At 68.8% G+C, this 24,632-nt stretch carries 22 protein-coding genes; 13 read left to right on the top strand and 9 right to left on the bottom strand.

The features are described from left to right. Positions 1–151: 151 nt before the first annotated feature. Together ACFQ91_RS01875 and ACFQ91_RS01870 are read left to right on the top strand one after the other, a co-directional pair. Entirely contained in the window at positions 152–772 is a 621-nt protein-coding gene (locus tag ACFQ91_RS01875) for a DUF47 family protein (protein WP_137825730.1), read from the top strand. A 3-nt stretch (positions 773–775) separates the two neighbouring features. Beyond that, the gene (locus ACFQ91_RS01870) at positions 776–1,789 is read left to right on the top strand and encodes an inorganic phosphate transporter (RefSeq protein ID WP_198499657.1); all 1,014 of its coding nucleotides are present in this window, start codon (positions 776–778) and stop codon (positions 1,787–1,789) included. Positions 1,790–2,215: 426 nt separating this feature from the next. Here the strand turns inward: ACFQ91_RS01870 and ACFQ91_RS01865 are convergent, their stop codons facing one another. The 9 genes from ACFQ91_RS01865 to ACFQ91_RS01825 all read right to left on the bottom strand — a co-directional run bounded on the left by ACFQ91_RS01865 (position 2,216) and on the right by ACFQ91_RS01825 (position 12,505). Then, positions 2,216–2,359 (bottom strand): hypothetical protein, encoded by a 144-nt coding sequence (locus ACFQ91_RS01865; RefSeq protein WP_198499656.1) that lies wholly within the window; start codon positions 2,357–2,359, stop codon positions 2,216–2,218. Between the two features lie 643 nt (positions 2,360–3,002). Next, entirely contained in the window at positions 3,003–3,782 is a 780-nt protein-coding gene (gene pstB, locus ACFQ91_RS01860) for a phosphate ABC transporter ATP-binding protein PstB (RefSeq protein ID WP_198499655.1), read from the bottom strand. Between the two features lie 109 nt (positions 3,783–3,891). Continuing rightward, positions 3,892–5,031 carry a phosphate ABC transporter permease PstA gene (pstA, locus tag ACFQ91_RS01855; protein WP_376871462.1) on the bottom strand — a complete coding sequence of 380 codons (1,140 nt, stop codon included), beginning with the start codon at positions 5,029–5,031 and terminating at the stop codon, positions 3,892–3,894. Between the two features lie 2 nt (positions 5,032–5,033). Next, positions 5,034–5,924 carry a phosphate ABC transporter permease subunit PstC gene (gene pstC, locus ACFQ91_RS01850; RefSeq protein WP_198500788.1) on the bottom strand — a complete coding sequence of 297 codons (891 nt, stop codon included), beginning with the start codon at positions 5,922–5,924 and terminating at the stop codon, positions 5,034–5,036. 227 nt (positions 5,925–6,151) lie between these two features. Continuing rightward, a complete protein-coding gene (gene pstS, locus ACFQ91_RS01845; RefSeq protein ID WP_198499653.1) occupies positions 6,152–7,255 on the bottom strand; it encodes a phosphate ABC transporter substrate-binding protein PstS in 1,104 nt (367 codons plus the stop codon). A 283-nt stretch (positions 7,256–7,538) separates the two neighbouring features. Then, positions 7,539–8,513, bottom strand: coding sequence for an NUDIX hydrolase (locus ACFQ91_RS01840; protein ID WP_137825725.1), 975 nt, complete (start codon positions 8,511–8,513; stop codon positions 7,539–7,541). Then, positions 8,510–10,654, bottom strand: a complete 2,145-nt coding sequence (locus ACFQ91_RS01835; RefSeq protein ID WP_198499652.1) for an RNA degradosome polyphosphate kinase — start codon at positions 10,652–10,654, stop codon at positions 8,510–8,512. The genes ACFQ91_RS01840 and ACFQ91_RS01835 overlap by 4 nt, the downstream gene beginning before the upstream one ends. After that, positions 10,647–11,675 (bottom strand): mycothiol synthase, encoded by a 1,029-nt coding sequence (gene mshD, locus ACFQ91_RS01830; protein WP_198499651.1) that lies wholly within the window; start codon positions 11,673–11,675, stop codon positions 10,647–10,649. The genes ACFQ91_RS01835 and mshD overlap by 8 nt, the downstream gene beginning before the upstream one ends. Further along, positions 11,672–12,505, bottom strand: coding sequence for a winged-helix domain-containing protein (locus tag ACFQ91_RS01825; protein ID WP_198499650.1), 834 nt, complete (start codon positions 12,503–12,505; stop codon positions 11,672–11,674). Before ACFQ91_RS01825 ends, mshD begins: the two co-directional genes overlap by 4 nt. Before the next feature lie 192 nt (positions 12,506–12,697). On the opposite strand from ACFQ91_RS01825, the gene ACFQ91_RS01820 reads away from it, so the two are divergent. The 11 genes from ACFQ91_RS01820 (at position 12,698) to ACFQ91_RS01770 (ending at position 24,626) form a co-directional block, all read left to right on the top strand. After that, positions 12,698–13,501, top strand: a complete 804-nt coding sequence (locus ACFQ91_RS01820; RefSeq protein ID WP_232623703.1) for an ammonia permease — start codon at positions 12,698–12,700, stop codon at positions 13,499–13,501. 201 nt (positions 13,502–13,702) lie between these two features. After that, complete coding sequence (locus ACFQ91_RS01815; RefSeq protein WP_198499649.1) at positions 13,703–14,302, top strand: FABP family protein; 600 nt, start codon at positions 13,703–13,705, stop codon at positions 14,300–14,302. A gap of 1 nt (position 14,303) precedes the next feature. Further along, a complete protein-coding gene (locus ACFQ91_RS01810; RefSeq protein ID WP_376871424.1) occupies positions 14,304–15,479 on the top strand; it encodes a YgfZ/GcvT domain-containing protein in 1,176 nt (391 codons plus the stop codon). A gap of 221 nt (positions 15,480–15,700) precedes the next feature. Further along, entirely contained in the window at positions 15,701–17,065 is a 1,365-nt protein-coding gene (gene gabT, locus ACFQ91_RS01805) for a 4-aminobutyrate--2-oxoglutarate transaminase (protein WP_376871421.1), read from the top strand. A gap of 165 nt (positions 17,066–17,230) precedes the next feature. After that, positions 17,231–18,751, top strand: a complete 1,521-nt coding sequence (locus ACFQ91_RS01800) for a hypothetical protein (RefSeq protein WP_376871418.1) — start codon at positions 17,231–17,233, stop codon at positions 18,749–18,751. Positions 18,752–18,807: 56 nt separating this feature from the next. After that, positions 18,808–19,515 carry a response regulator transcription factor gene (locus tag ACFQ91_RS01795; protein ID WP_211978767.1) on the top strand — a complete coding sequence of 236 codons (708 nt, stop codon included), beginning with the start codon at positions 18,808–18,810 and terminating at the stop codon, positions 19,513–19,515. A gap of 148 nt (positions 19,516–19,663) precedes the next feature. Next, positions 19,664–19,885 (top strand): hypothetical protein, encoded by a 222-nt coding sequence (locus ACFQ91_RS01790; RefSeq protein WP_376871414.1) that lies wholly within the window; start codon positions 19,664–19,666, stop codon positions 19,883–19,885. Beyond that, positions 19,848–20,258: a hypothetical protein gene (locus ACFQ91_RS01785; protein WP_376871411.1), complete on the top strand. Its 411-nt coding sequence runs from the start codon at positions 19,848–19,850 to the stop codon at positions 20,256–20,258. Before ACFQ91_RS01790 ends, ACFQ91_RS01785 begins: the two co-directional genes overlap by 38 nt. Positions 20,259–20,410: 152 nt before the next feature. Continuing rightward, positions 20,411–21,931 carry a diaminopimelate decarboxylase gene (locus ACFQ91_RS01780; protein ID WP_376904021.1) on the top strand — a complete coding sequence of 507 codons (1,521 nt, stop codon included), beginning with the start codon at positions 20,411–20,413 and terminating at the stop codon, positions 21,929–21,931. A 93-nt stretch (positions 21,932–22,024) separates the two neighbouring features. Further along, complete coding sequence (locus tag ACFQ91_RS01775) at positions 22,025–23,233, top strand: ROK family protein (protein WP_376904020.1); 1,209 nt, start codon at positions 22,025–22,027, stop codon at positions 23,231–23,233. A gap of 190 nt (positions 23,234–23,423) precedes the next feature. After that, the gene (locus ACFQ91_RS01770) at positions 23,424–24,626 is read left to right on the top strand and encodes an ABC transporter substrate-binding protein (protein ID WP_376872650.1); all 1,203 of its coding nucleotides are present in this window, start codon (positions 23,424–23,426) and stop codon (positions 24,624–24,626) included. Positions 24,627–24,632 lie beyond the last annotated feature (6 nt).

The following is a 24,632-nucleotide window of genomic DNA, read 5'->3' as shown; positions in this document are numbered from 1 at the left end:
GTTGGATCGTTGAAGCCCCGGGCTCCAACCTCAGCCGCTTCGAGCGGCCTATCGCCGAGAGGCGCTCTCGGTTCAGCGTCCGGGTCATAACTTCACCACAGAGCATTGGCGCGACATGCACACCGTCCGGCGGCGGGGCAGGAGGAATCGCATGCGGCTGCGACGGGTACCGCAGGACACCGTGTTCTACGAGCGGATGGCCGATCTCGTCGGACAGATGCGGCAGTGCAATCTCGTCCTCGCCGAACTCTCCGGCTCCGATGTCGGGCAGCGTCGTGAAGTCGCCGACCAGCTCCGGGAGATCGGCGATCGGGCCGATGAGGACATGGGTGCGGTGCTGCGGGCGCTGCGCGAGAACTACATCACCCCGTTCGACCGCTACGATCTCTACCTCCTGTGCCATCACATGCGCGAGATCTGCCATCTCCTCCACGGGGCCGGATTCGTCCTCGCCTCGGAAGCTTTCGACACTCTGCCCTCGGGTGTGCTCGAGACCCTGGCCGTCCTGTCGAACCAGACCGACCACACCTCGCGGATGGTGTCGAAGCTGCCGGGCAAACTCGACCAGTGGGACTACGTCGACGCGATCAACCGGCTCACCCACCAGGTCGAGACCCTCCAGTGGCGGATGTCCGACGCCGTGCCGAACTCGAAGCGCGGCCTCACCTACATGGCCGCGGTGTCCCAGCTCGGGCAGGCGTTCGTCCGCGCCGCCCACGGCTTCACCGAACTCGGCAAGGTCGTCGCCTCGATCGCGATCAAGGAATCCTGATCCGTGGAGCTGCTCTTGGCGGGTGTCATCGTCGCCGCGGTGATCTTCGCCGGGTCCAACGGGTTCCATGATGCGGCGCTGACGATCGGCAACGCCGTCGTCGGACGGGCACTCAGCCCGAAATGGGCGCTCGGACTCGCGGTCGTCTTCAACTTCATCGGCGCCCTCCTCGGTGAGGGCATCGCCATCGTCGTCGCCAACCAGATCGTCCAGTTCGCCGGTGCCGCCGACGCCATCCTCCTGTGCATCCTCATCGCCTTCGTCTCCGCGACGGCGTGGAGTCTCTTCACGTACTGGCTCGCCCTGCCGGTGTCCTCGACGCACTGCCTCATCGGCGGACTCATCGGCGCCGGCATCGTCCTGGGGTTCGCCCTCGACATGCGCGAGGCCTTCGACTCCGTCGTGCTCCCGCTGCTCCTCTCACCGCTCCTCGGCTTCCTCCTCGCCTGGGCGCTCACCGTGCTGCTGTCGAAGATCTTCGCCTCGACCCCATCGAAGCCGCTCTTCCGCAGCGCCCGGATGGTCGACTCGGTGCTCACCTGCTCGCTCTCGCTCGTCCACGGCGTGCAGGACGCACAGAAGACGGCGGCCCTCGTCATGGTCGCCATCGTCGCCGTCCAGACCGCACCGGGGGAGAGGGTCGACGTCATCGACATCTCGTGGCCGGTGCGCATCATCATCGCGCTCGCGCTGGCGCTCGGCACCGGATTGAGCGGCTGGCGGGTCGTGCGCACGCTCTCGGTGCGGATGGCGAAGCTCGACCCGGTCAAGTCCGTCGCCGCCGACGGTGCCGCCGCCGTGCTCATGTACATCGCGGCCCTCATCATGCGGGTGCCGGTGTCGCTGACCTTCGTGCTCGGGTCGGCGATCCTCGGCACGCAGTACGCGGGCCGGAAGGGGCATCCGCGCGCCCGCTACTTCGTCCCGATGTTCGGGGTATGGCTGCTGACGATCCCCGCCGCCGCGCTGCTCGCGATCGTCATCGGGCTCATCGTCAAGGTCTCCATCGGGACGTGAGGGTTTTCGTCTGAACGTCAGGGTCTCCGTCGGGGCGTGAGGGTTTTCGTCTGAACGTCAGGGTCTCCGTCGGGGCGTGAGGGTTTTCGTCTGAACGTCAGGGTTTCGGCAGTGACGTGACGGTTTTCATCTGAACGTCAGGGTTTCGGCAGTGACGTGACGGTTTTCATCTGAACGTCAGAGTCTCGGCCGAGACGTGACGGTTTTCATCTGAACGTCAGAGTCTCGGCAGTGACGTGACGGCTCGGGGTCCGCAACACGCGGCTGACGGAGTACCGCCAGCCGCACTGTTGGGGATGGACTGCCGGGTGTCCCGCCGATCTCAGCGGCTGCGATGACAGCCGCTGAGGCCAGTGGGCCGGCGAGGGGAAGGTGTGGCCGACAGAGCCGCAGCCGATCCACCCGTCGACGGCGACCCTGCCGGAATCAGTGGGGCGTCGCGGTCCGCCGCCCGAGCACGAGCGCGGAGACGGCCACCGTCGCAGCGAGGACGGCAGCGGCTCCGAGGACGCCGCCGACGAGCTCGATGAGGATACGCGTCGGGCGGTTGAGTGCAGGAGCCGCGGTCATGGTGTTCCCTCCGATGGCGGTGCGATGGTGTCAGGGGTTCGGAGCCGTCCCCGATCCGGATGGGCCGAATTGGGAGGAAAACCTGTCGGGTGCGCGGGGCAGCTGTGTCGGGCACCTCGAGGGAAGCCGATGGACGCACTGGGGATGCCGTGCCGGACACCCTCGACGGAAGCCGTGCCGGACGCCTTGGGGCGACGTCCGGTCCGACGTCCGAGGCCGACGTCTGGTCCGACGTCCGGGCCTCCCCGAGGTGGATCCCGCTCGATTCTGCGCGCGATATCGAGCGGGATCCACCTCGGGAACGTCGCTGCGCCGCCCGCGGACCCCGCCCCCGCCCCGGCCACGCCCGCGGACCCCGCCCCCGCCCCGGCGACGCCCGCGCCGAGACCGCCACTTGTCGCCGAGACCGACGGTTCTGGCCGGCGGTCTCAGTGACAAGTGGCGGTCTCGGCGGAGGGGAGCGGCTCAGTCCACTGTCGTCCGGCGTCCGAGGAAGCACGGCGGCAGGGCAGATGCGAAGAGCCGGACCGGGCACGATGCCCGATCCGGCTCTCTCACTCAGCGGTACGTCAGCGACGCCAACGCCACCGACGAGGCCGCCACTGACGAGTGCGTCAGCGAGGCCTCCGCCAGCGGTGCAGGATCATCCGAAGCGACCGGAGATGTAGTTCTCGGTCTCTTCCTTGTCGGGGTTGGAGAAGATCGTCGAGGTGTCGTTGAACTCGATGAGCTTGCCGGGTTTGCCGGTGCCGGCGATGTTGAAGAACGCCGTCTTGTCCGACACGCGCGCGGCCTGCTGCATGTTGTGGGTGACGATGACGACCGTGTACTTGTCCTTGAGGTCGTTGATGAGGTCCTCGATCGCCAGCGTCGAGATCGGGTCGAGGGCCGAGCAGGGCTCGTCCATGAGGAGGACCTCGGGCTCGACGGCGATCGCCCGGGCGATGCACAGACGCTGCTGCTGGCCGCCGGAGAGTCCCGAACCGGGCAGGTTGAGACGGTCCTTGACCTCGTTCCACAGGTTCGCGCCCTTGAGCGCGCGCTCGGTGAGATCGTCGGCGTCGGTCTTCGACATGCGCTTGTTGTTGAGGCGCACCCCGGCGAGCACGTTCTCCTTGATGCTCATCGTCGGGAACGGGTTGGCCCGCTGGAAGACCATGCCGACCTCGCGGCGGACGTTGACCGGGTCGACGCCGGCGCCGTAGATGTTGTTGCCGTCCATGAGGACCTCACCCTTGACGCTGGCGCCGGGGATGACCTCGTGCATGCGGTTGAGCGTGCGCAGCACGGTCGACTTGCCGCAGCCGGAGGGGCCGATGAACGCGGTCACTGACCGCGGCTTGATGTGCATGGAGACATCGTCGACGGCCTGGAAGTCGCCGTAGTAGATGTCGAGATCCTTGATGTCGATCTGCTTGGACATGTGGTGTCACCTCTCTGGAGACGTGTGAAGCGTGAAGCGTGTGGTACGGGGATCCGCGCCGAGGCGGTCGGCGCCTGACATCGCCCGCCGGGGCTGCGTGTCGGTCAGTTCATCGGCCGGCCTTGGGGGCGAGGACCTTGGCGATGAAGCGGGCCAGCAGGTTGAGGAGCATGACGAGGATGACGAGGACGAGGGCCGCGGCCCACGCGCGCTCGGAGCTCGCCAGCGCCGCGTCACCCGGGGACACGGGTCGCAGCTGCGAATCGTAGATGTAGGTCGGCAGCGTCGACATCCAGCCGGAGAAGAGGTTCCAGTTGAGCGTCTTCGCGAAGCCGGCGGTGACCATGATCGGGGCGGTCTCGCCGATGACGCGGGCGATCGCGATCGTCACACCGGAGAGGATGCCGGAGACCGAGGTCGGGAGGACGACCTTGACGATCGTCTTCCACTTCGGCACGCCGAGGGCGTACGAGGCCTCACGGAGGTCCATCGGCACCAGGCGCAGGATCTCCTCGGTGTTGCGCACGACGATCGGGATCATCAGCACCGACAGCGCCACCGAGGCGGTGAAGCCCGTCTTCGCGCTGCCTGTGGCATCCGGCATGACGAGTCCGAGGATCGTCGAGAAGAGCGCGAAGGCGAAGAGACCGGCGACGATCGACGGGATGCCCGTCATGACGTCGACGAGGAAGGTGATGGCCTTGCCGAGGCGGTTCTTGCCCGCGTACTCGACTAGGTAGATCGCGGTGAGCACACCGATCGGGATGGAGATCACGCAGGCGGCGAAGGTGATGAGCACGGTGCCGACGATCGCGTGGTAGAAGCCGCCGGCCAGGGAGGCCTCACCGGCGACGTACTGCTGGTCGAGCACGCCCTTCATGCCGAGCATCGTGCGGGTGAGCAGATCGAAGTTGATCGCCGCTCCGCCCTTCGACACGGTCAGCCACAGCAGCGATACGAGGGGCACGCATGCGAGGACGAATGTCGAGGTGACGATCGTCGTGGCGACGCGGTCGACGGCTTTGCGCCGGCCCTCGTAGGCGCCGGAGATGATGAGCACCGCGGCGAGGTTGATGACGCCGGCGATGATCGCGGCGATGGCGACGGAGAAGCCGCCGGTCGCCACGACGGTGATGCCGATGCCGACGATGATCGAGGCCGCCGCGATGATCCAGGGGGTCGCCTTGGGCAGCTGCTTCGACGTCAGCGAACGGGTCTTGGTTGTCGCATTGTCCGAGGTCGTCAACATCATCAACTGCCCTTCACAGAAGTCTTGGCCACGATTGCGCGGGCCGCCATGTTCACCAGCAGGGTGATGACGAAGAGGACGAGGCCGATCGAGATGAGCTCGGACAGGCGCAGTCCTGCGGCCTCAGGGAAGTTCTGCGCGATCTCCGAGGCGATGGTCTGGTTGCCGCTGACGAGCAGCGACGCGGTGAGCAGGCCGGGGGAGAGGATCATTGCGACGGCCATCGTCTCACCGAGGGCGCGGCCGAGTCCGAGCATCGTCGCCGAGGCGATGCCCGACTTGCCGAACGGGAGCACGGCCATGCGGATCATCTCCCAGCGGGTGGCACCGAGCGCGAGCGCCGCCTCCTCCTGCAGGCGCGGGGTCTGGAGGAAGATCTCGCGGGTCAGCGAGGTGATGATCGGCAGGATCATGATCGAGAGAACGAGGGAGGCGGTGAGCAGCGTGCGACCGGTGCTCGAGATCGCGCCGTCGGCGCCGGGGGCGAAGATCGGGATCCACCCGAACCACGTTGCGAGCCACCCGTAGAAGCCGGTGAGGTTGCCGGCGAGCGTGAGGCCCCAGAGGCCGTAGACGACCGAGGGGATGGCGGCGAGCAGGTCGATGACGTAGCCGAGGGCCGGGGCGAGCCGGCGCGGGGCCATGTGCGTCGTGAAGAGCGCGATGCCGAGCGCGAACGGGGTCGCGACGACCAAGGCGATCGCCGAGGACACGAGCGTGCCGATGACGAGCGGCCACACGTAGGCGAAGAAGCCGTTGCCGCCGGTGATCGCGCTCGGATCGGTGAGCTGGGCCTCGATCGTTTCGCTCGACTGCGCGAGGAGGAAGAGGGCGACGCCGGCCAGGGTGAGAAGGATCAGGATGCCGGCGGCGAGCGTCGCGCCGGAGAAGATGCGGTCGCCGGGCCGGACAACGGCCTTGGGCGCCCTGGCCGGGGCCGCCTGGGCGCTCGGCTGAGGCGCGCCGGCCGGGTCTGCCTCAGTGGTCTGTGTGCTGGTCGGCACAGCTGCTCCTCATGTCGCAGGTGGGGATCCGCAGCGGATCGTGGGCACCGAAGAGCGGCGTAGCGGGAGCTACGCCGCTCTTCGACTGTACAGAATGGCAGGTCAAAGCGTCAGTTTCAGCCGGAGACCTGGATGGTGTCGAGGACGGAGTTGATCTGGTCGCGGAGGTCGCTCGAGATCGGAGCGGAACCGGCCGACTCAGCAGCCGAGGCCTGTCCCTCTTCCGAGACGACGTACTGCTCCCACGCCTTGACCATGTCGACGGTGTTCTGGTCCGAGTAGGACGAGCACACGATGTGGTAGGAGACGAGGACGATCGGGTAGGCGCCCGACTCGGTGGTGTCGCGAGCGAGGTCGAAGGCGAGGTCGCCCTCACCACGGCCCGAGACCGTCTCCGAGGCGTCGAGGACCTTCGAGGCGGCTTCCGGGGAGAGCTCGACGAATTCCTCGCCGACCTTGACCTTCGCCGAGGTGAGCGAACCGACGGCCGAGGCGTCGGCGTAGCCGATCGCACCGTTGGTGTCGGTCACGGTCTGGACGACGCCGTCGGTGCCCTGGGCGGCTTCGCCGCCGTAGGCGCCGGGCCAGTTGCCGTCGGGATCCTCGTCCCAGACGTCACCGGCGGTCGCCTTGAGGTACTCGGTGAAGTTCTCCGTGGTGCCCGAGTCGTCGGCGCGGTGCACGGCGGTGATGTTGAGGTCGGGCAGGGTCGCATCCGGGTTGTCGGCGGCGATGGCCTCGTCGTTCCAGTTCGTGATGTCGCCCTTGAAGATGCCGGCGATCGTGGCGGGCGAGAGGTTGAGCGAGTCGACGCCCTCGACGTTGAACGCCACGGCGATCGGGGAGATGTAGACGGGGAACTCGAAGGCTCCGTCGGGGCCGCAGACTTCCTGCGTCTGGGCGATCTCTTCGTCGTCGAGGTAGGCGTCGGAACCGGCGAACTGCGCGTTGCCGGCGAGGAACTGCTCGCGGCCGGCACCCGAGCCGTCGGGCGAGTAGTTGACCGTGACACCGGAGTTCTGGGAGGTGAAGTCGGCTGTCCACGCATCCATCGCCGCCTTCTGCGAGGAGGCGCCGATGCCGGTGAGAGTGCCCTGCAGGTCGCTTTCGCCGCCGCCGCTGGCGGATTCGCCGGTGGCAGAGGTTCCGCCACACGCCGAGAGGGTGAGAGCGCCGACTGCGAGGAATGCAGCGGAGGGGGCAAGATGCTTCAGCTTCACGAAGTTGCCTTTCTGATTGAGCACACGTTTTCGAGCGATCCCGAACGTTCACCGACAACGGTAAGGATGATGTGTAAAGCGAGGGGAGTGGCTCAGTGAATGGAAGGTGAATGGGAGCTGAAGCATTGGAGCCGTGCTGAGTGCTCGGTCACATGGGGGCGGGGATTCGTGAAAGACTCGACGCCGAGGCTGCTGTGCCCAGGCCTCGACCGTGCCGTGACCGGTGCTGCTGCGTCCCGTGAGCCCGCGGCCGCAGGGCCCGCGGTCGCACCCGGCGTCGCGCTCACGCGTCGATGGGGCGGAAGCGCTCGACGTCGACGATGCGCGGGACCGTGCCGGGCCGGACGTAGGCGACGAGGATCTCGCCGGGTTTGAGGTAGGGATCGTCGGTCGGCAGGGTCTGGGCGATGCGCTTGGGGGAGTGCCGGGCGAAGACCTCGAGGATCGTCGGCAGCACGGGACGATGCGTGCAGAACGCCGTCGGCCTGCCCTTCTCGAGCAGCTTCTCGATGTAGCGCGCCGTCTTCTCCGGGTTCGCCGCGGTCGCCTTCTCGCTCAGCGTCGCGACCTTCTTGATCGACTTGCCGGTGGCCGCGGAGAACGGGGCGAGCGTCGCCACGCACCGCTTCCACGGACTCGAGACGAGCTTCTTCACCTCCCACGCTGAAAGCAGCCCGGTCAGCGCCATCGCCTGCCGGGTGCCGAGGGCGAGCAGGGGGCGGACGTGCTCGGTCTCGTACCACTTCGCCCGCGGGAACGCCTTGCCGTGGCGGACGAGGATGAGCGGCCACGCCCGCAGCGCGTCCGTCTCGTCGTACTTCTCGAGGGCGTCGAGCTGGTCGCGGTCGGCATACGACGTCAGCTTCGTGCGCGCCTGCGCGATCGGCAGCCATACGGCCTCATCGACCTCTCGGCGGTTGAGCGGCGCGAACGTCGCCTCCCCCTTGACCTGGGCCGACCAGTAGAAGACCTTCTTGAGGTTGCGACCGCCGACCATGTACTCGGCCGTCGGGAGCGGGACCCCGAGCTGGATCTCGAAGCCCGTCTCCTCCCTGACCTCGCGGATCGCGGCCTCCGGCAGCGTCTCCCCGGGTTCGACCTTGCCCTTGGGCCACGACCAGTCGTTGTAGCGGGGCCGGTGGATGAGGGCGACCTCGATGCCCTCGGCGCCGTTGCGCCAGCACACCGCGCCGGCGGCGAGGATGTCGGCGGTGACCCGCGATGATGCCTGCGCGGAATCGACCGTCGAAGGGCTCACGCGTCCTCTCCGATCAGACGGCGCTTGCGGTGCCGGCGGATGAGCTCCGTCTGGTAGTCGGTGAGCTCCGCGCCGTCGGGTGCGTGCGTCGTCCGCGTCCACACGCCGTCCCCGGCGAGTTCGAACGCCGAGGTGGTCGGGGCGAACGCGAGATCGAAGAGCTCGATGATCTCCGCCTTGTGGTTCGGGGCGACGAGTTCGATGAGCGTCTCGACGCGGCGGTCGAGGTTGCGGTGCATCATGTCCGCCGAGCCGATGTAGACGATCGGGTCGCCGCCGTTGCCGAAGACGAACGCGCGGGAGTGCTCGAGGAAGCGTCCGAGCACGGAGCGGACGGTGATGTTCTCACTCAGCCCCGGGATGCCCGGGCGCAGGGCGCAGATCCCGCGGACGAAGACCTCGACCTCCACACCGGCCGCCGACGCGCGGTAGAGGGCGTCGATGATCGCCTCGTCGACGATCGAATTCACCTTGATCCGCACGCTGCCGGCACCGCCTGCCTCGGCGATCCTGATCTCGGACTCGATGAGCTCGATGAGACCGGCCCGCACTCGGGTGGGGGCGACGAGGAGTCGGGAGTACTCGGCCCGCGGGGCGTAGCCGGAGAGCTGGTTGAACAGCTTCGTGAGGTCGTCGGCGACGGCCTTGTCCTTCGTCAGCAGTCCGAAGTCCTCGTAGAGGCGCGCGGTCTTCGGGTGGTAGTTGCCGGTCCCGACGTGGCAGTAGCGGGCCAGCCCCTCGGCCTCCTGCCGGACGACGAGGGAGAGCTTCGCGTGGGTCTTGAGCCCGACGATGCCGTAGACGACGTGGACCCCGGCGCGTTCGAGCTTGCGGGCCCACGTGATGTTGGCCTCCTCGTCGAACCGGGCCTTGATCTCGACGACCGCGAGGACCTGGATGCCCGACTGGGCGGCGTCGACGAGGGCGTCGATGATCGGCGAGTCGCCGGAGGTGCGGTAGAGCGTCTGCTTGATCGCGAGCACGTTCTTGTCCGCGGCCGCCTGCTCGAGGAACGCCTGGACGCTCGTGGAGAACGAGTCGTACGGGTGGTGGAGGAGGATGTCCCGGCTCGACACGGCGGCGAACACGTCGACCTGGTCGCTCGATTCGCGCAGCGAGAGGTCCTTGTTCATCTGCGGGACCATCTTCGGGAAGTGGAGGTCGTCGCGCGGGACATCGGCGATGTCGGCCATCCCGGAGAGGTCGAGCGGGGTGGGCAGCTGATAGATCTCGGACTCGTCGATGCCGAGTTCGTCCTTGAGCATCTCCCGCACCCGGGGGTGGATGTCCTCGGTGATCTCGACGCGCACCGCCGGACCGAAGCGACGCCGCAGCAGCTCCTTCTCCAGGGCCTTGAGGAGGTTCTCCGCGTCGTCCTCCTCGACCTCGAGGTCCTCGTTGCGGGTGACGCGGAACGTCGAGTGGTGGATGACCTCCATGCCCTCGAACAGGGCGTCGAGGTGGGCGGCGATGATGTCCTCGAGCGCGACGAAGCGGGCGGGGACGTCGCGTCCGGCGGGTCGGTCGGTCACCTCGGCGACATTGAAGAACCGGGGCAGACGCGGGGGCACCTTGACCCGGGCGAAGAGCTCCTTGCCGGAGTCCGGGTAGCGCAGCAGCACGCCGAGGTTGAGCGAGAGTCCCGAGATGTAGGGGAACGGGTGCGCGGGATCGACGGCGAGCGGGGTGAGGACGGGGTAGACGTGCCCGGCGAAGAACTCGTCGACGCGGGCGCGCTCGGATTCGGTGAGCTCGTCCATCGAGACCTTCGTGATCGCCTCGGCGTCGAGGAGCGGGCCGATCTCGTTCTTCAGCAGCTCCGCGTGCCGGGTCATGAGCTCATGCGCCCGGATGTTGATCGCGTGCATGACCTGCTGGGGCATGCGTCCGGTGACCGTGGGCACGGCGAGGCCGGTGTTGATGCGGCGCTTGAGCCCGGCGACGCGGACCATGAAGAACTCGTCGAGGTTCGTCGCGAAGATCGAGAGGAAGCGCACGCGTTCGAGCAGGGGCACCTCGGGGTCGGAGGCGAGGTCGAGGACGCGTTCGTTGAAGGCGAGCCAGCTCAGCTCCCGGTCGAGGAAGCGGTCCTCGGGGGAGGGCAGGTCGAGTTCCTGCCCGGCGGCGATGACGTCATACATCCAACTGCTCCTGGGTGCTCTGAGCCGGTGTGGCCGGCGCATACGACACATGCGCCACCGCGACGTGGAATCCCAGCCGCTCGTACAAGCCTAGCGCCGGGGCGTTGTCCGATTCGACGTAGAGCTCGATCGCGGTCGCCCCCGCCGCGACCATCCGCCGCATGCCCTCGACCGTGAGCGCCCGGCCCACGCCCTTGGCATGGACGCCGGGGTCGACTCCGACGACGTAGACCTCGCCGAGGCGGTCGCCCGCTTCCGTGTCCGTGAGCTTCGTCTCATGGAAGCCGATGACGGTGTCCGTGCCGTCGACGGTGCCGGTGGCGATGACGACGGTTGCGGGATCGAAGCCGTCGGCGCCGACGATCGACGCGATGTCGTCGAGCGTCTGGTGGCCCTGCTCGGGGTGCCAGTCGAAGGCGGCGTTGTTGACCCGCAGCCATCCGGCCTCGTCGCCCGGGGCGAACGAGCGGATCGTCACACCCTCCGGCGGCGTGACCGTCGGAAGGTCGTCGAGCGTGAGGTCGGGGTCGGTGCGCATCTGATAGAGCACCCGGTCGCGGCTGAGGCCGTGCCTCTCGGCGAGATGCCGGGCGGCCGGGTCGTCGCCGTGCGACCAGCACCAGGCGCTCGGCTCCTCGGCGAGGATCGCGGAGAGCAGGGCCTCGCCGTGGCCGCGACCGCGGTGGTCGGGGTCGATGAGGAACTCCGCGGCGTGCCTCTCGCCCTGCCGGGCCCGGATGCCGAAGCCGATGAGTTGGGCGGCTGGGTCGTCGGTGGCTGCATTGTCGGTTGCGCCGGTGGTCGCTGCGTCGGTGGTCGCTGCGTCGTCGTAGACGCGCCACACGCTCGAGGCGGTCTGCGCATCATGGGCGGTGTCCTCACCGGTGGCGATCGCGAGGAGGCCGCCGGAGATCTCCGCGGCCCCGTCGTGGGCGGTGACGCGATCGAGGAAGGACAGCTCCGCCTCGGTGACGGTGTCGATCGGGGTGCCGGTGACGGCTCCGCTCGCGACGATTCTCATGCACTCATCTCCGTGTCTCTCGACGGTGTCTCTGCTGCTGGCGGCTCTGCGTCCGGGGCCTCGTCCTCCTCGGCGCCGGCGTCGGGGCTGAAGCGGTAGCCGACGTTGCGGACGGTGTGGATCGCATTCTCGAGGTCCTTGCCGAGCTTCGCCCGCAGCCGGCGGACGTGGACGTCGACGGTGCGGGTGCCCCCGTAGTAGTCGTCGCCCCAGACGCCGAGGAGGATCTCGTCGCGGGTGAACACGCGCTCGGGGTGCATCGCGAAGAACTTGAGCAGGGAGAACTCGCGGTAGGTGAGGTCGAGCGCGCGGCCGCCGAGGTCGGCGGTGAACGAGGTCTCGTCGATGCGCAGCGCGCCGCTGACGACGACCATCGGCTCGCCGTTCTCGTTCCAGCCGCTCGCCGCCCCCGACCCGGTCGCCCCGGACCCGCCGGTGCCGAGCTCGGCCCCGGTGCGGATGGCGCCCGGGACGCCCGCGGTGCCGGCGCGGTCACGGGCCAGCCGCAGCCGGGCCTCCACCTCGGCGGGCCCGGCCGTGGAGAGGAGGATGTCGGTGACGGCCCACCGCGCCGATGCCGTGGCCAGCCCGCCTTCGCTGAGGACGACGATGATCGGCAGGCGCAGGCCCGCGGTCTCGAGCGCCGCGGCGATCCGCGGGGCCAGCGAGAGGTCGAGGCACGCGTCGACGAGGGCGACCTCGGCGTCGGTCGTCGTCGCGGCCAGCATGTCGAGGCCGATGCGCTCGACGTGATGGCCGAGGTATTCGAGGGACTGCGGAACGAGTGGCGTCGCGGGTTCCAGGGCGGGGCAGATGTGCAGGATCCTCATGCTCTGCCTGCCCCCTGTGGTCTCACGTGTTCGGCTTGAGGGAGAGTATATCGAGCGTGCTCAGCCGGGTGCGAGGCGTCCCGTCATTCGGCGGTCGGCGGCGCTTCGGGCGGTCGGCGACGACGGCGGACAGATGGCGGCCGAGCGGTGCGGGAATCGTCGCACGCCGGGCCGATAGGGCACGATAGATGAGTGATCAGATGGATACGAGTAGCAGTCGCGCTTGCCCTCGCCGTCGCCCTGAGCGGGTCGGTGTACTGGGGCTACACGCTCTTCCTGCTCGCGACGGGGCTCATCGTCCTCGGCGTCTCCTACGGCTGGCCGCGGCTGACGGACTCCCCGCAGCCGCGCGCGACCTCGATCATGCTCGCCCTCTTCGGCTTCGCGGGTCTCTTCGCCGCATGGCGTGACGACTCCGCCCCCTACCTCGACTGGCTGCCGGTGCTCGCCGGCCTCGGGCTGCTGTGGACCTTCGTCCAGAACCTCACCCGCGGCATGGGCGCCTCGGACGCCGTGGCGAACGTGTCGGCGCAAGTGGCCGGCGTCGTCATCGTCCTCTCGGCGAGCACGTGGGTGGCGGCGGCGACGGTGCCCGGTGACAAGCAGGTCATCGTCGTCGGCCTCGCCGCCCTCATCATCGCCGAATGCATGACCGCGCTGCCGTGGCCGGCGATCTACACCTCACCGCTCGCGGTGGCGATGGCGACGGCGAGTGCCGGGATCGTGTCCGTGCTCGTCCTCGATTCGACGATCGGGCTGCCGATCGCCCTCGTCCTCGGCGCCGTCATGGGCCTCCTCGTCGCCGGTGTCGACCGGATGCTCGGACTCATCGCCTACGCGAGGTATCAGGCGACGAACCTCGAGCTCGCGCAGAACCTCGCGGCCAAGCGCAACGTCGAGAAGGCCCGCAGCTTCGCTGTCCAGCTCGCCCTCGGCGCCACCCCCATCGCCCTCGGCGGCGTCGTCGTCTACGCCCTCGAGCGCATCGCCCTCTAGTCACCATCCTTGCCGGGTCACCTGCCGCGGGAGAGCGGTTGGCTGAGGTCAGGGACGGGACTGTAGACTCGACGGCATGGAAGAAAACCTCGTGCTTCTCGAAATCGTCTTCTCCGGACTCGTCGGCGTTGCCGCGCTCGGCGCCCTCGGCGTCGCCTACAAGGTCGTCAAGTCCCTCATCGTCGTGAATCGCTGAGACACATGATCGAGATCGACGCCTCCGTCAACCCGGAACTCGTTCCCCTCTCGTGGCTCATCGGCTCGTGGGAAGGCGTCGGCGTCGTCGGATACGCCGACACCCCTGAGAAGCAGTTCGGCCAGCGCATCGAGTTCGTCGCGCACCCGGGTACTCCGTACCTCCAGTACACCGCGCATGCGTGGCTGCTCACCGAGGAGGGCGAGCTCGACGCGACGCTGACCCTGGAGACCGGCATCTGGCAGCTCGTGCGTCCCCGCGACAACGGCGACGTCGGACCGGGCATGCTCGTGCCCACCGAGGAGCCGAGCTTCACCTCGGCGGCGGCCGTCGAGACCCTGCGGACGAACGACGACGCCTTCGAGATCGAAGCCGAGATCGTCCACCCGCACGGTGTCATGGAGCTCTACGCCGGCTACGTCAAGGGCCCGCGCATCGACCTCTCCACCGACGTCGTCGCCCGGACGAAGACCGCGAAGGAGTACACCGCCTCGACGCGGATGTACGGACTCGTCGGCGGCGAACTCATGTGGGCGTGGGACATGGCCGCCCTCGGCCACGAACTCGCCACCCACTCCTCGGCGAGGCTGAAGAAGCTCAGCTGAGATGACCGGGAACCCGACTCCGGACCCAGACACCGCGACACCCCCGCGTCCTTCCTCGCTGCCGCGCGGACTGAGCTCGTCCGCGGTCCTCGGCACCGGTGATCTGGCGCAGACCCCGATGCACTACGGTGAGCCCCTGCGCGAGCAGCGTGCGCTCGCCGAACGCGGCGCGATCGTCGACCTCGCCCACCTCCGCGTCCTCCGCCTCACCGGCGCCGACCGGCTCACCTGGCTCAACTCGATCACGACGCAGAAGCTCGACACCCTGGCCCCGGGCATCGCGACCGAGACCCTCGTCCTCGACCCCAACGGGCGCATCGAGGGCTGGCTCAAGCTCATCGACGACGGCGAAGCGCTGTGGGCGCTCAGCGATCTGCGCACTGACGAGACCCTCGACTTCCTCCGCCGCATGGTCTTCATGATGCGCGTGACGATCGAGGATGTCAGCGCCGACTACCAGGCCATCGGAGCGATCCGCAGCCTGCCCGAGGCACTGCCCGTGACGCAGGTCTGGGCCGATCCGTGGCCGCACATCGGCACCGGATCCGCCTCCTACGCCGAGGTCGACCTCGGACTCGATGTCGCCGGCAGTGAGCACCCCGGTCTCGAGACCCCCTTCGTCATCGGCATCGTCGCCCGCGCGGAGCTGGCGACCACCCCGGCGAGCGAGTTCCGGATGGCCGGCTTCGACTCGTGGGAGGCTCTGCGCGTGGCCGCGTGGCGGCCGGGACGCAGCGAGATCGACCACAAGTCGCTCGTCGGCGAGCTCGACCTGCTCCGCACCTCCGTCCACCTCGCGAAGGGCTGCTACCGCGGTCAGGAAGCGGTGGCCCGGGTCCACAACCTCGGACAGCCGCCTCGGCGCCTCGTCTTCGTCCACCTCGACGGGTCGGGCCACATCCACCCCGACCCCGGCGCCGAGGTGATGAGCACCGTGCGCGGCACGCAGCGTCCCGTCGGGGAGCTCACCTCGGTGGCCCAGCACTACGAGCTCGGGCCGATCGGCCTCGCCGTCGTCAAGCGCACCGTCGCCGCCGACGCCCCGCTCACCGTCGACCTCGGCGAGGGCGGGATCGTCACCGGGGCGCAGGAGATCATCGTCGCCCCCGAACGCGGACGCGAACGCAGCCTGCCGGGGCGGAACAAGGATGTCGACATGCGGAATCAGCACCGCTGAGCCGCTCGATCGCGTGAGGGCACGCGCGAGCGCGCCCGGCGGCCGCCTCGGCGCGGGGATCAACCGTGCTCAGAGGACGTGCTGGTGACCCCCGAATGACGTCGGTCGCGGCAGAGGCGTGACGACGGATTCCGCACCTCTCCGGGCCCCTGATTGCGGGTTCTGCTCACCTGCCGGACTCGGAATGACAAGAACCGTCGCCACACTCTATTGTTCCCGTTATGACAGCTTTGGAAATTGGCGGCGAAGCTCTGCCGCAGGAACGCAAGATCGTCACCGAGATCCCGGGACCGAAGTCCCGTGAGATCGAGGCCCGGCGATCGACCGCCGTCGCGACCGGCGTCGGATCGAGCCTTCCGGCCTACGTGGTCGCCGCAGGCGGAGGAATCCTCAAGGACGTCGACGGCAATCAGCTCATCGACCTGGGATCCGGCATCGCCGTGACCACCGCGGGCAACGCGAACCCCCGCGTCGTCAAGGCCGCGACCGAACAGCTCGAGGCGTTCACGCACACGTGCTTCATGGTCAACCCCTACGAGAGCTACGTCGAGGTCGCCGAGGCGCTCAACCGTCTCACCCCCGGTGACCACGAGAAGCGCACCGTGCTCCTCAACTCCGGCGCCGAGGCGGTTGAGAACGCCGTGAAGATCGCCCGCGCGCACACGAACCGTGACGCGGTCGTCGTCTTCGACCACGCGTACCACGGTCGCACCAACCTCACGATGGCGATGACCGCGAAGGCTCATCCCTACAAGGCCGGGTTCGGCCCGTTCGCCGGTGAAGTCTACCGCGCGCCCATGTCGTACCCCTTCCGCGACAACGATGCCGCCGGCACGAAGGTCAGCGGCGAAGAGGCGGCCAAGCGCGTGATGACGATGATCGACAAGCAGATCGGCGCGGAGAACGTCGCCGCGATCGTCATCGAGCCCATCCAGGGCGAGGGCGGCTTCATCGTCCCGGCCGAGGGCTTCCTCCCGACGCTCGTCGAGTACGCGCGGGAGAACGGCATCGTCTTCGTCGCCGACGAGGTCCAGGCCGGCTTCGCCCGCACCGGCAAGATGTTCGCCAGCGAGTGGGAGGAGATCGTCCCCGATCTCATCACCACGGCGAAGGGCATCGCCGGCGGTCTGCCGCTCTCGGCGGTCACCGGTCGCGCAGAGATCATGGACTCGGTCGGTCCCGGCCGCCTCGGCGGCACCTACGGCGGCAACCCCACCGCGTGTGCGGCTGCCCTCGGTGCGATCGAGGCGTACGAGAACGACGGTCTCCTCGAGCGGGCGACGCAGATCGGCGAGCTCATCACCGACCGCCTCGTCAAGCTCCAGGACACGTACCCGGAGATCGGCGACATCCGCGGCCGCGGGGCGATGGTCGCCGCCGAGTTCGTGGGTCGCGACTCGATCGACCCGAACCCCGAACTCGTCAAGGACCTCGCGGCCTACGCGGCGAAGAACGGCGTCCTCGTCCTCACGACGGGCACCTTCGGCAACGTCCTGCGGTTCCTGCCGCCGCTGACGATCTCCGACGAGCTGCTGAACGATGCGTTCGACGTCCTCGAGGCGGGACTCGCCGAACTCCTCGGCTGACACCCGGCGGCGGTGAACGCCGCGTCGCCGCTCCTGTCACGACCCTGCTCACCCGGACTCCCCGCGGAGGCCTCACCGGCCCGCCGTGGGGAGACCGCGCCGGTGTGAGCAGGGTCGTGTGCGCTCTTCCTGCGAACTCGCCGCAAATGTAGGACACTTATAGTCATGGGTGCGACGACAGACGAGCGGCCGGAGGGCCGCTGGGCGCGCGTGTGGGGATTCCTGCGCGGCCCCCGCTTCGTCGATCTGCCGATTCGCGCCCTCGCCCTCATCATGGGCCTCACGGTCCTCGTCCCCGGGTCGTTCGAGACCGACGAACCGCTCTATGTCGGCCTGCTCATCGCCGCGTATGCGCTGCTCATCGTCACGCCTTTCGCGCCGCGGACGGTGGCGCTCATCGCCACGGCGGCCGGCATCGGCTACCTGTGGCTCTACCCCGACCTCGAGAACATGTTCCCCGAGGCGCTCATCCTCTCCGCAGGCGTCCTGCTCAGCTATTTCCGCTGGTGGTCGTTCGCGGCGGCGTCGCTCGGCCTGCTCGCCTACATCGGGGTCGCGACGCAGCTCGGCGCCTACGACGAGGGACTGCCGGGACTCATCGACCTCGGCTACGGGTGGCTGATGACCTCGGTGCTCGGCCTCGCGGCCGGGGTCATCGAACTGCGCTTCCGGCGCGAGATCACCCGACGCGAGACGGCGGCGCGCGAGCATGCGCGCACCGTGGAGGCGCTGCGCACGCGCTTCACCTCCGACACCCACGACACGATCTCCCATTCCCTGTCCACCGAGGCGGCGATCATCAAGTCCCTCGGCCGGGCCCCGCAGGCCCCGGGCACGGATCGGATGATCGCCGAGCTCGCGATGGTCAACGCGGAGGCCTCGAAGCGCCTGCGCCAGCTCATCGGTCGCCTGCAGGCGGATGCTCCCGACACCTCGCGGATCGAACTGCAGGCCGAGGCCTACCTCCTCACCTCGGCGATCAGGGACGGCAGCGCAGCCGGCGGGGTGCGGCTGGCGACGACGGTCGGTGACCTCCCCGCTCACGCCTCTCGCGAGGTCGGCGAGCATTTCACGGCCTTCATCCTCGAACTCGCGACGAACGTCATCCGCTACTCGACGCCCGGCACGGAGTCCCGCCTCGATGTCGCCGCGCTGCGCAGTGCGACCGACCGCGTCGACCTCCACTATCGCAGCATCAACAGCGCCGAGGCGGATCTCACCGTCGTGCCGCGCTCGCTGCAGGTGCGCGCGCAGGCCCTCGGCGGGGACTGCACGGTGGCGACGGCCCCCGACGGTCGGGTCGTCGTCGAGGTGGTCCATCCGGTGCGGCTGAGCGGTGACGGCGCCGAGGCGGCTGCCGGTGACCGCGGTGCCGGTGAGCGCGGAGCCGGTGAGCGCGGAGCCGCCGAATGCGTGAGTGAGGATTTCGCTGAGGTGGCGCGTGCTGATGGTGCCGGGCCGCGCGGTGGTTCCGGGCAGCGCGGCGGTTCTGGTGGGCTGGCGGACGTTCGCATCGCTGCCGACGACCGTGCGCTTTCCAGCCGCGGTGAGTCCGGTGTCCGTTCGCCTGAGCATTCGGCGACCGGGGCGCTCTCGATGTCGGGTGCCTCCGGCAGCGACGAGCTGCGCCTGCGCTCGGAGCCCGCGCACGGGGAACGGCAGCACAGCGGAAGCCGTCGCGGATGACGTCGCGCGTGAGCGGGACCGGCACGTCGCGCATGAGCGGGACCGGCACGTCGCGCATGAGCGGAACCGGCCCGGAGGCGGGGGAGCCGGCACCGCGCGTTCCCGCACATCCCGGCCCCGCCTCGGTGCTCATCGTCGATGATGACCGGTGGACGACGCGGGCGATCGCCGCGGCGCTCAGCGACGACGGGACGCTCACGGTGCTCGACCCCCGGCATTCGGGGGAGGACGCGGTCGAGGCTTTCATCCGGTTCCGTCCCGACCTCGTGCTCATGGACGTCAACATGCCGCCGGGGATGAGCGGGGTCGACGCGACCGCGCAGATCATCGAGGTCGAGCCGAGCGCGCGGATCGTCCTCCTCACGACGGTCTCCCCGGGGCCGGGGATCGCGCGCGCCCTCGAGGCCGGTGCCCTGGCCGCGGTGAACAAGACGGCCTCGGACGCGGAGCTCGTCGGCGTCGTCAAGGCCGCGCTCGGCGGGGATTCGCCGGCGCTGCTGCGCTCACTCGCCGCGGACATCGTGCTCAGCGGCGATCCGCTGCCCGAAGCCCCCGAGGCGGCGCCCGTCCTCACCGACAAGGAGCTCATCCTCCTGCGGCAGCTGTGTGCGGGCATGGACTACGGCGAGATCGCCGAGGCGCAGTTCGTGTCGCTCCACACCGTGAAGTCGCATGCGCGGAATCTGCGGATCAAGCTCGGTGCGAAGAACCTCGCGCAGGTCGTCGTCCGTGCGATCCAGTTCAAGTTCTACTCACCGGAGTGAGGCGAGGGCACGGAAGCTCACTCGAAGCTCACCCGGCGATTTCATCCTTTTAGGCGATGACAGGCTCGCCCGAGCCGGGCACAGTGGGGGAGGCCGCGCAGACGTGCGGTCATCACAGCCGCCGATAGTGCGGTGGAAGGAGCAATCTGTGGAATTGTCGTTGCCGGCGGACCTGCTGGGAATCCTGATGATCCTCTTCGCGGTGGTGGCCGCGGTTCTCATCATCGCGCTCATGATCGTCGGACTGCGTGTGCTCATCCGACTCGATCGCCGCCTCGGCCGGCAGCTGCCGTCTGACGCAGGGACGGCGAACGGCACCCTGCCGGCGCCTGATGACCGTCCGCTCCTCGGCGGCGGCCATCGCGCGTAGACGACTCGTCCGCGGCATCGCCATCGCGGTCGGCGGCAGTCTCGCCGCACTCATCGTCGGTGCCTTCGTCTGCGGGCGGGTGATCTCCTCGTTCACGGTCCAGGACGTCGTCTACGGCAACGTGCCCTCGAAGGTCCACTGCGACGAGGTGCCGAGCCGCCAGGTTGCCGAACGGGCGGCAGCGGAGTTCCCCGCCATCGACGATGCCGACGTCCACGTGGTCGATCGGTGCGGCGGCGCGATCATCGAAGTCCAGTACGGCGGCTCGACGACACGCGAGCGCATCGAGGATTTCCTCGATGAGGCCGGGCGCTGGGACCGCGAGTCAGGCTGGTGGTGGGAGTCCGTGCCCGTGCAGCTGCGCGACGTCTGAGGCAACGTCTGAGGCAACGTCTGAGGCAACCTCTGAGACGAGGTGCCGGGGGCGCGTGCCGGCGTGTCCGGAGCGGATGCCATGATGGTCTCGGAGGCCCGGCACCGTCCTCGGTGCCGGATCCGGACGACGACGTGACCGTGAAGGACCCCATGGACAGCACACCACGCGACACCGCCGCCCTGACCGAGCGCCGCACCCGTGCCATCGCGGCGATCGCTGCGAACTCGTCGACCAAGCCGCCTGCTCGCGGCGACGTCCCGGCGCTCACCGACGACAGTCCGGTGCTCGGCCTCATCGACCTCGACGAGGTGGCCGCCGCGTTCGCGCAGCTGACCGCGGCGTTCGACCCCGCCGCGACGGCGACCACCGAGCCCGCTACCGCGTCGGACACGGACACCGCCGCGAAGTCGCACACCGGGCCCGCTGCGAGCGCGGACACGGACCCCGCCGCGACGGACCCTCCTGCGACGGCCGGCACCACGGTCCTCCACGCCGTCGCCTGCAAGGCCGTGCCCCTGCTGCCGCTGCTCCGGTTCTTCGCCGAGGCGGGAGCCGGCTGCGAGGTCGCGAGCCCCGGCGAACTCGAAATCGCCCTCTCCGCCGGGTTCCGGCCCGAGGCGATCGTCTTCGACTCACCCGCGAAGACGATGAGCGAGCTGCGCCGCGCGCTCGCCCTCGGCATCTCCGTCAACGCTGACAGCTGGGAGGAGCTGGCCCGACTCGACGAGCTCGTCGACGATCGCACCACCTCGGTGATCGGGGTGAGGATCAACCCGCAGTCCGGGGTCGGCGCGATCGGCGCGATGAGCACGGCGACGCAGACGTCGAAGTTCGGCATCGGGATCGCCGACCCGGGCGCCCGCGACGCCCTCATCGAGGCCTACCTCGCCCGCCCGTGGCTGACCCAGGTCCACGTTCATTCGGGGTCGCAGGGCATCACCCTCGACCAGGCGGCGGCGGGGATCGCCGCGGCCGTCGACCTCGCCCGCGAGGTCAACACGCGGGCGGGCGCTCGCCAGGTCACCCGCATCGACATCGGCGGCGGCCTGCCGGTCAACTTCACGAGCGACGAGGTGACCCCGACCTTCGCGGCCTACCGTGAGGTCCTCGACGCGGTCGTTCCCGCCCTCAACGAGTTCGACATCGTCACCGAGTTCGGCCGCTCCCTGCTCGCGAAGGCCGGCACGATCCTCACCCGCGTCGAAACCGCGAAGACGACCGGCGGGCGACGCATCGCGATGACCCATGCAGGCGTGCAGGTCGCCACCCGCACCGCCTACGCTCCCGCGGACTGGCCGCTGCGGATCCTCCCGTTCGACGCCGACGGTGCCCCCAAACGCGCCGAGGCGGTCCCCACCGACGTCGCAGGGCCGGCGTGCTTCGCCGGTGACCTCCTCGCCGAGAACCGCGAGCTGCCCCGCCTCGACGTGGGCGATCTCGTCGCCGTGCCCGACACCGGCGCGTACTACTTCGCGAATCCGTTCTCCTACAACCTCCTGCCGCGCGTGCCCGTGTACGGCTATCGCATGGTGGCGGCAGGCGGAGTCCCCGGTTCCGCGGAGTCGGAGAACCGCCTGGGCGCTGGGGTCGAGTTCTCGCTCATCCGGCGCGGGCAGACGATCGCGGAGATCCTCGCCGAGGCGGGGGAGCCGGAGATCTCGCCGCTCTGATCCGGTCGGTGGCGAACTCTGCACCCGCGCAGCTCAGGAACAGCAGTCGGCAGAAGCGGCCATCATCGCCCCGTCACCGGATACTCTGAGGTGATGGTGACGACGGAGAGAGGGCAACCGCTGGGGCATCAGTCCATCTCAGCGGCAGACGGCCCGCGCCACACCGTGCGCGAGTGGAACGAGCGGCTCGTGCTCGACCGGCTCTGGGCCGGTGATCCGCTCGAGGGGATGTCGACGAACGATCTCATCTCTCAGACCGGACTCACGCGAGCCACAGTCCTCGCGCAGTGCGAGGATCTGCAGCGCCGCGGACTCATCGTCCAGGGGCCGCCCGACCGGCAGAGCGGCAGCGGTCGCCCCGGCAAGCGCTTCTTCCCCCGAGCGCGCGATGCCCTCTGTGTCGGTGTCGACGCGGGGCTGAATTCCGTATCCGTGGCAGTCGCCGATGTCACCGGTCGTCGCCTGGGCGGAGCCCGCATCCGCTTTGCCGATGATGCGAGCCGGAGTCGCGCTGCGCAGGTGCGCACCGCCATCGATCGGGCAATCGCAGGGGCGGAGGCAGACCATGAGCAGGTGCGGACCATCTGCTTCGGATTCGCCGCGCCCATCGCCGCCGAGGGCTCGATGGCGATGGAGGACCCCTTCTGGCGGGAAGTGGAAGTGGACCTGCAGGAGGTGCTGCATGACCTCGACTGGGCAGTCTCGGTCCACAACGATGCCAATCTCGCGGCCATCGCCGAACGCCATGCGGGCGCCGTCGACCCCGCGGGGGACTTCGTCATGCTCTTGGCCGGAGAGCGGTTCGGAGCAGGAATCGTCGACGGCGGACACCTTCTCACCGGTGCACGCGGCGGAGCCGGAGAGATGGTCTACCTCGAGCACGTCGAAGGTGTGCGTTCGACCGAGGGGCTGGGCCGACTCGCCCGGAAGTGGGCAGAGCGGGAGAATGCCAGGGGAGTGGATGAGGCACCGCTGCCCTTGGACCCCCACGAACTCATCGCGCAGGCCGCAGCGGGGAGACCGGCGGCGCTGCGGTTGGTCGATGACCTGTCGGATCGTTTGGCGCGGGTCGTGGCGACCCTGTCGAGCCTGCTCAACCCGCAGGTCGTGGTCGTCAGCGGGGCCACGGCGCTTGAGGACGAGATCCTTCTGCGCCGCGCAGAGGAGATGGTGGCCGACTACGCGCCGATGCCGGTGAGGATCGTGCCCTCGAAGCTGGGCGGCGATGCCGTGGTCGACGGAGCCATCGCCGTCGCACTCGAAGCTGTCCGCGACCTGCTGCGGGCTCGCCTCTCGGACTGACGAATGCACAGCCTCGGGCGCAGGTCGCTTGATTTAATTAATTTAGGAGGTATATTTAAGCGCTATAGAAACAGCGTGAAGCATTCGCGCTTGACCATCAGGAGACAACGACGTGTCCCGATCACCGGCAGACTCTCTACCATTCGTCGCAACGCGACGGGGGTTCCTCGCCGCCGCTGCGGCTGGAACCATGCTGTCCCTCGGCGGCTGTTCCGGAGGTGTGAGCGGTCGGCCCGCCGTCACGCTGTACCAGTCGAAGCCCGAGGCCATCCCCTATTTCCGCGAACTCGTCGCTGCCTTCAACGCCGAAGGCACCGGGCTCCGCGCAGTTCATGACACCGCATCCAATCTGTCGGGAGGCTTCGCTCGCAGTGCCCCGCCCGATCTCGGCTGCCTCAATTACAACTTCGAGATGGCGCGCTTCCAGGAGCGCGGCGCGCTCTCCGACCTCTCGGATCTGCCAGAGGCAGCGGCCGTCGCGCCCGAGATCCAGGGTCTGGTCGATCAGTATCCCGGCTATCCTGGGCGAACCAGTGTCATCCCCTACTCCCTGATGGCTGCCTCCGTTCTCTACAATCGCGAGCTGTTCGACCGGTACGGGGTTGACGTGCCCCGGACCTGGACCGAGCTGCTGGAAGCGTGCGGGACATTCCAGGATGCAGGGGTGACGCCTCTCATCAGCACTTACGCCGACGCGTGGACCGTGTCTCAGGGACTCGCCGATTACAGCCTGGGCGGCGGACTGAACATCGCCGATTTCTTCGCGCAGCTGCGGGCACAGGGAGACAACCTCGGTCCGACGGCCCCGGTGTCCTTCAGCAAAGACTTCCACGGTCCGCTGTCGAAGATGCTCGAGCTCGCTGCCTACTCGAACCGGAACGCGGCAAGTCTGGGCTACGGAGACGGCAACCTCGCCTTCGCCCGAGGCGAGGGCGCGATGTATCTGCACGGCCCGTGGGCACTCGGCGAGATCGCCAAGACGAATGCCGACCTCGACATCGGGACCTTCCCTCTGCCGATGACCGAGGACGCGGACGATCTCAAGGTGCGCGTCAACATCGACCTCGCACTCTGGATTCCCGAGGCCGCGCGCAATCCCGATGGAGCCCGCGAGCTGGCAGCCTTTCTGCTCGACCCCGCGATACAGGACACGTACAACGCCGAGAACCTCGGTTTCGGAGTGCGCGCCGGGGCGCCGCCTGTCACCGACGAGCGACTCGTTGAGATGCAGTCGTACGTCGACCGCGGGGACTTCTACCAGGGGGCGTCCACGGCCATCCCCCGCACGATTCCGTTCGAGAACTACATGCAGGGCCTCGTGCTCGGGGCCGATCTCGAAGGAGTTCTCTCCACCCTCGACGACGACTGGGCCAGATTGGCCCGCCGGTCATGAACCGAA

The organism is Brevibacterium sp. NPDC056726 (assembly GCF_042790515.1).
Lineage (GTDB): Bacteria > Actinomycetota > Actinomycetes > Actinomycetales > Brevibacteriaceae > Brevibacterium > Brevibacterium sanguinis.
Note: the sequence above shows the minus strand (reverse complement) of the source record. Positions and strands in the feature narration are given on the sequence as shown.

Excerpts from the sequence above, each read along its gene's own strand:
- ACFQ91_RS01875 (WP_137825730.1), top strand. The coding sequence starts at position 152 with ATGCGGCTGCGACGGGTACCGCAGGACACCGTGTTCTACGAGCGGATG.
- ACFQ91_RS01865 (WP_198499656.1), bottom strand. The coding sequence starts at position 2,359 with ATGACCGCGGCTCCTGCACTCAACCGCCCGACGCGTATCCTCATCGAG.
- pstB (WP_198499655.1), bottom strand. The coding sequence starts at position 3,782 with ATGTCCAAGCAGATCGACATCAAGGATCTCGACATCTACTACGGCGAC.
- pstA (WP_376871462.1), bottom strand. The coding sequence starts at position 5,031 with ATGTTGACGACCTCGGACAATGCGACAACCAAGACCCGTTCGCTGACG.
- ACFQ91_RS01835 (WP_198499652.1), bottom strand. The coding sequence starts at position 10,654 with ATGTATGACGTCATCGCCGCCGGGCAGGAACTCGACCTGCCCTCCCCC.
- mshD (WP_198499651.1), bottom strand. The coding sequence starts at position 11,675 with ATGAGAATCGTCGCGAGCGGAGCCGTCACCGGCACCCCGATCGACACC.
- ACFQ91_RS01825 (WP_198499650.1), bottom strand. The coding sequence starts at position 12,505 with ATGAGGATCCTGCACATCTGCCCCGCCCTGGAACCCGCGACGCCACTC.
- ACFQ91_RS01815 (WP_198499649.1), top strand. The coding sequence starts at position 13,703 with ATGATCGAGATCGACGCCTCCGTCAACCCGGAACTCGTTCCCCTCTCG.
- ACFQ91_RS01810 (WP_376871424.1), top strand. The coding sequence starts at position 14,304 with ATGACCGGGAACCCGACTCCGGACCCAGACACCGCGACACCCCCGCGT.
- gabT (WP_376871421.1), top strand. The coding sequence starts at position 15,701 with ATGACAGCTTTGGAAATTGGCGGCGAAGCTCTGCCGCAGGAACGCAAG.
- ACFQ91_RS01800 (WP_376871418.1), top strand. The coding sequence starts at position 17,231 with ATGGGTGCGACGACAGACGAGCGGCCGGAGGGCCGCTGGGCGCGCGTG.
- ACFQ91_RS01795 (WP_211978767.1), top strand. The coding sequence starts at position 18,808 with ATGAGCGGAACCGGCCCGGAGGCGGGGGAGCCGGCACCGCGCGTTCCC.
- ACFQ91_RS01785 (WP_376871411.1), top strand. The coding sequence starts at position 19,848 with ATGACCGTCCGCTCCTCGGCGGCGGCCATCGCGCGTAGACGACTCGTC.
- ACFQ91_RS01780 (WP_376904021.1), top strand. The coding sequence starts at position 20,411 with ATGGACAGCACACCACGCGACACCGCCGCCCTGACCGAGCGCCGCACC.
- ACFQ91_RS01775 (WP_376904020.1), top strand. The coding sequence starts at position 22,025 with ATGGTGACGACGGAGAGAGGGCAACCGCTGGGGCATCAGTCCATCTCA.
- ACFQ91_RS01770 (WP_376872650.1), top strand. The coding sequence starts at position 23,424 with ATGCTGTCCCTCGGCGGCTGTTCCGGAGGTGTGAGCGGTCGGCCCGCC.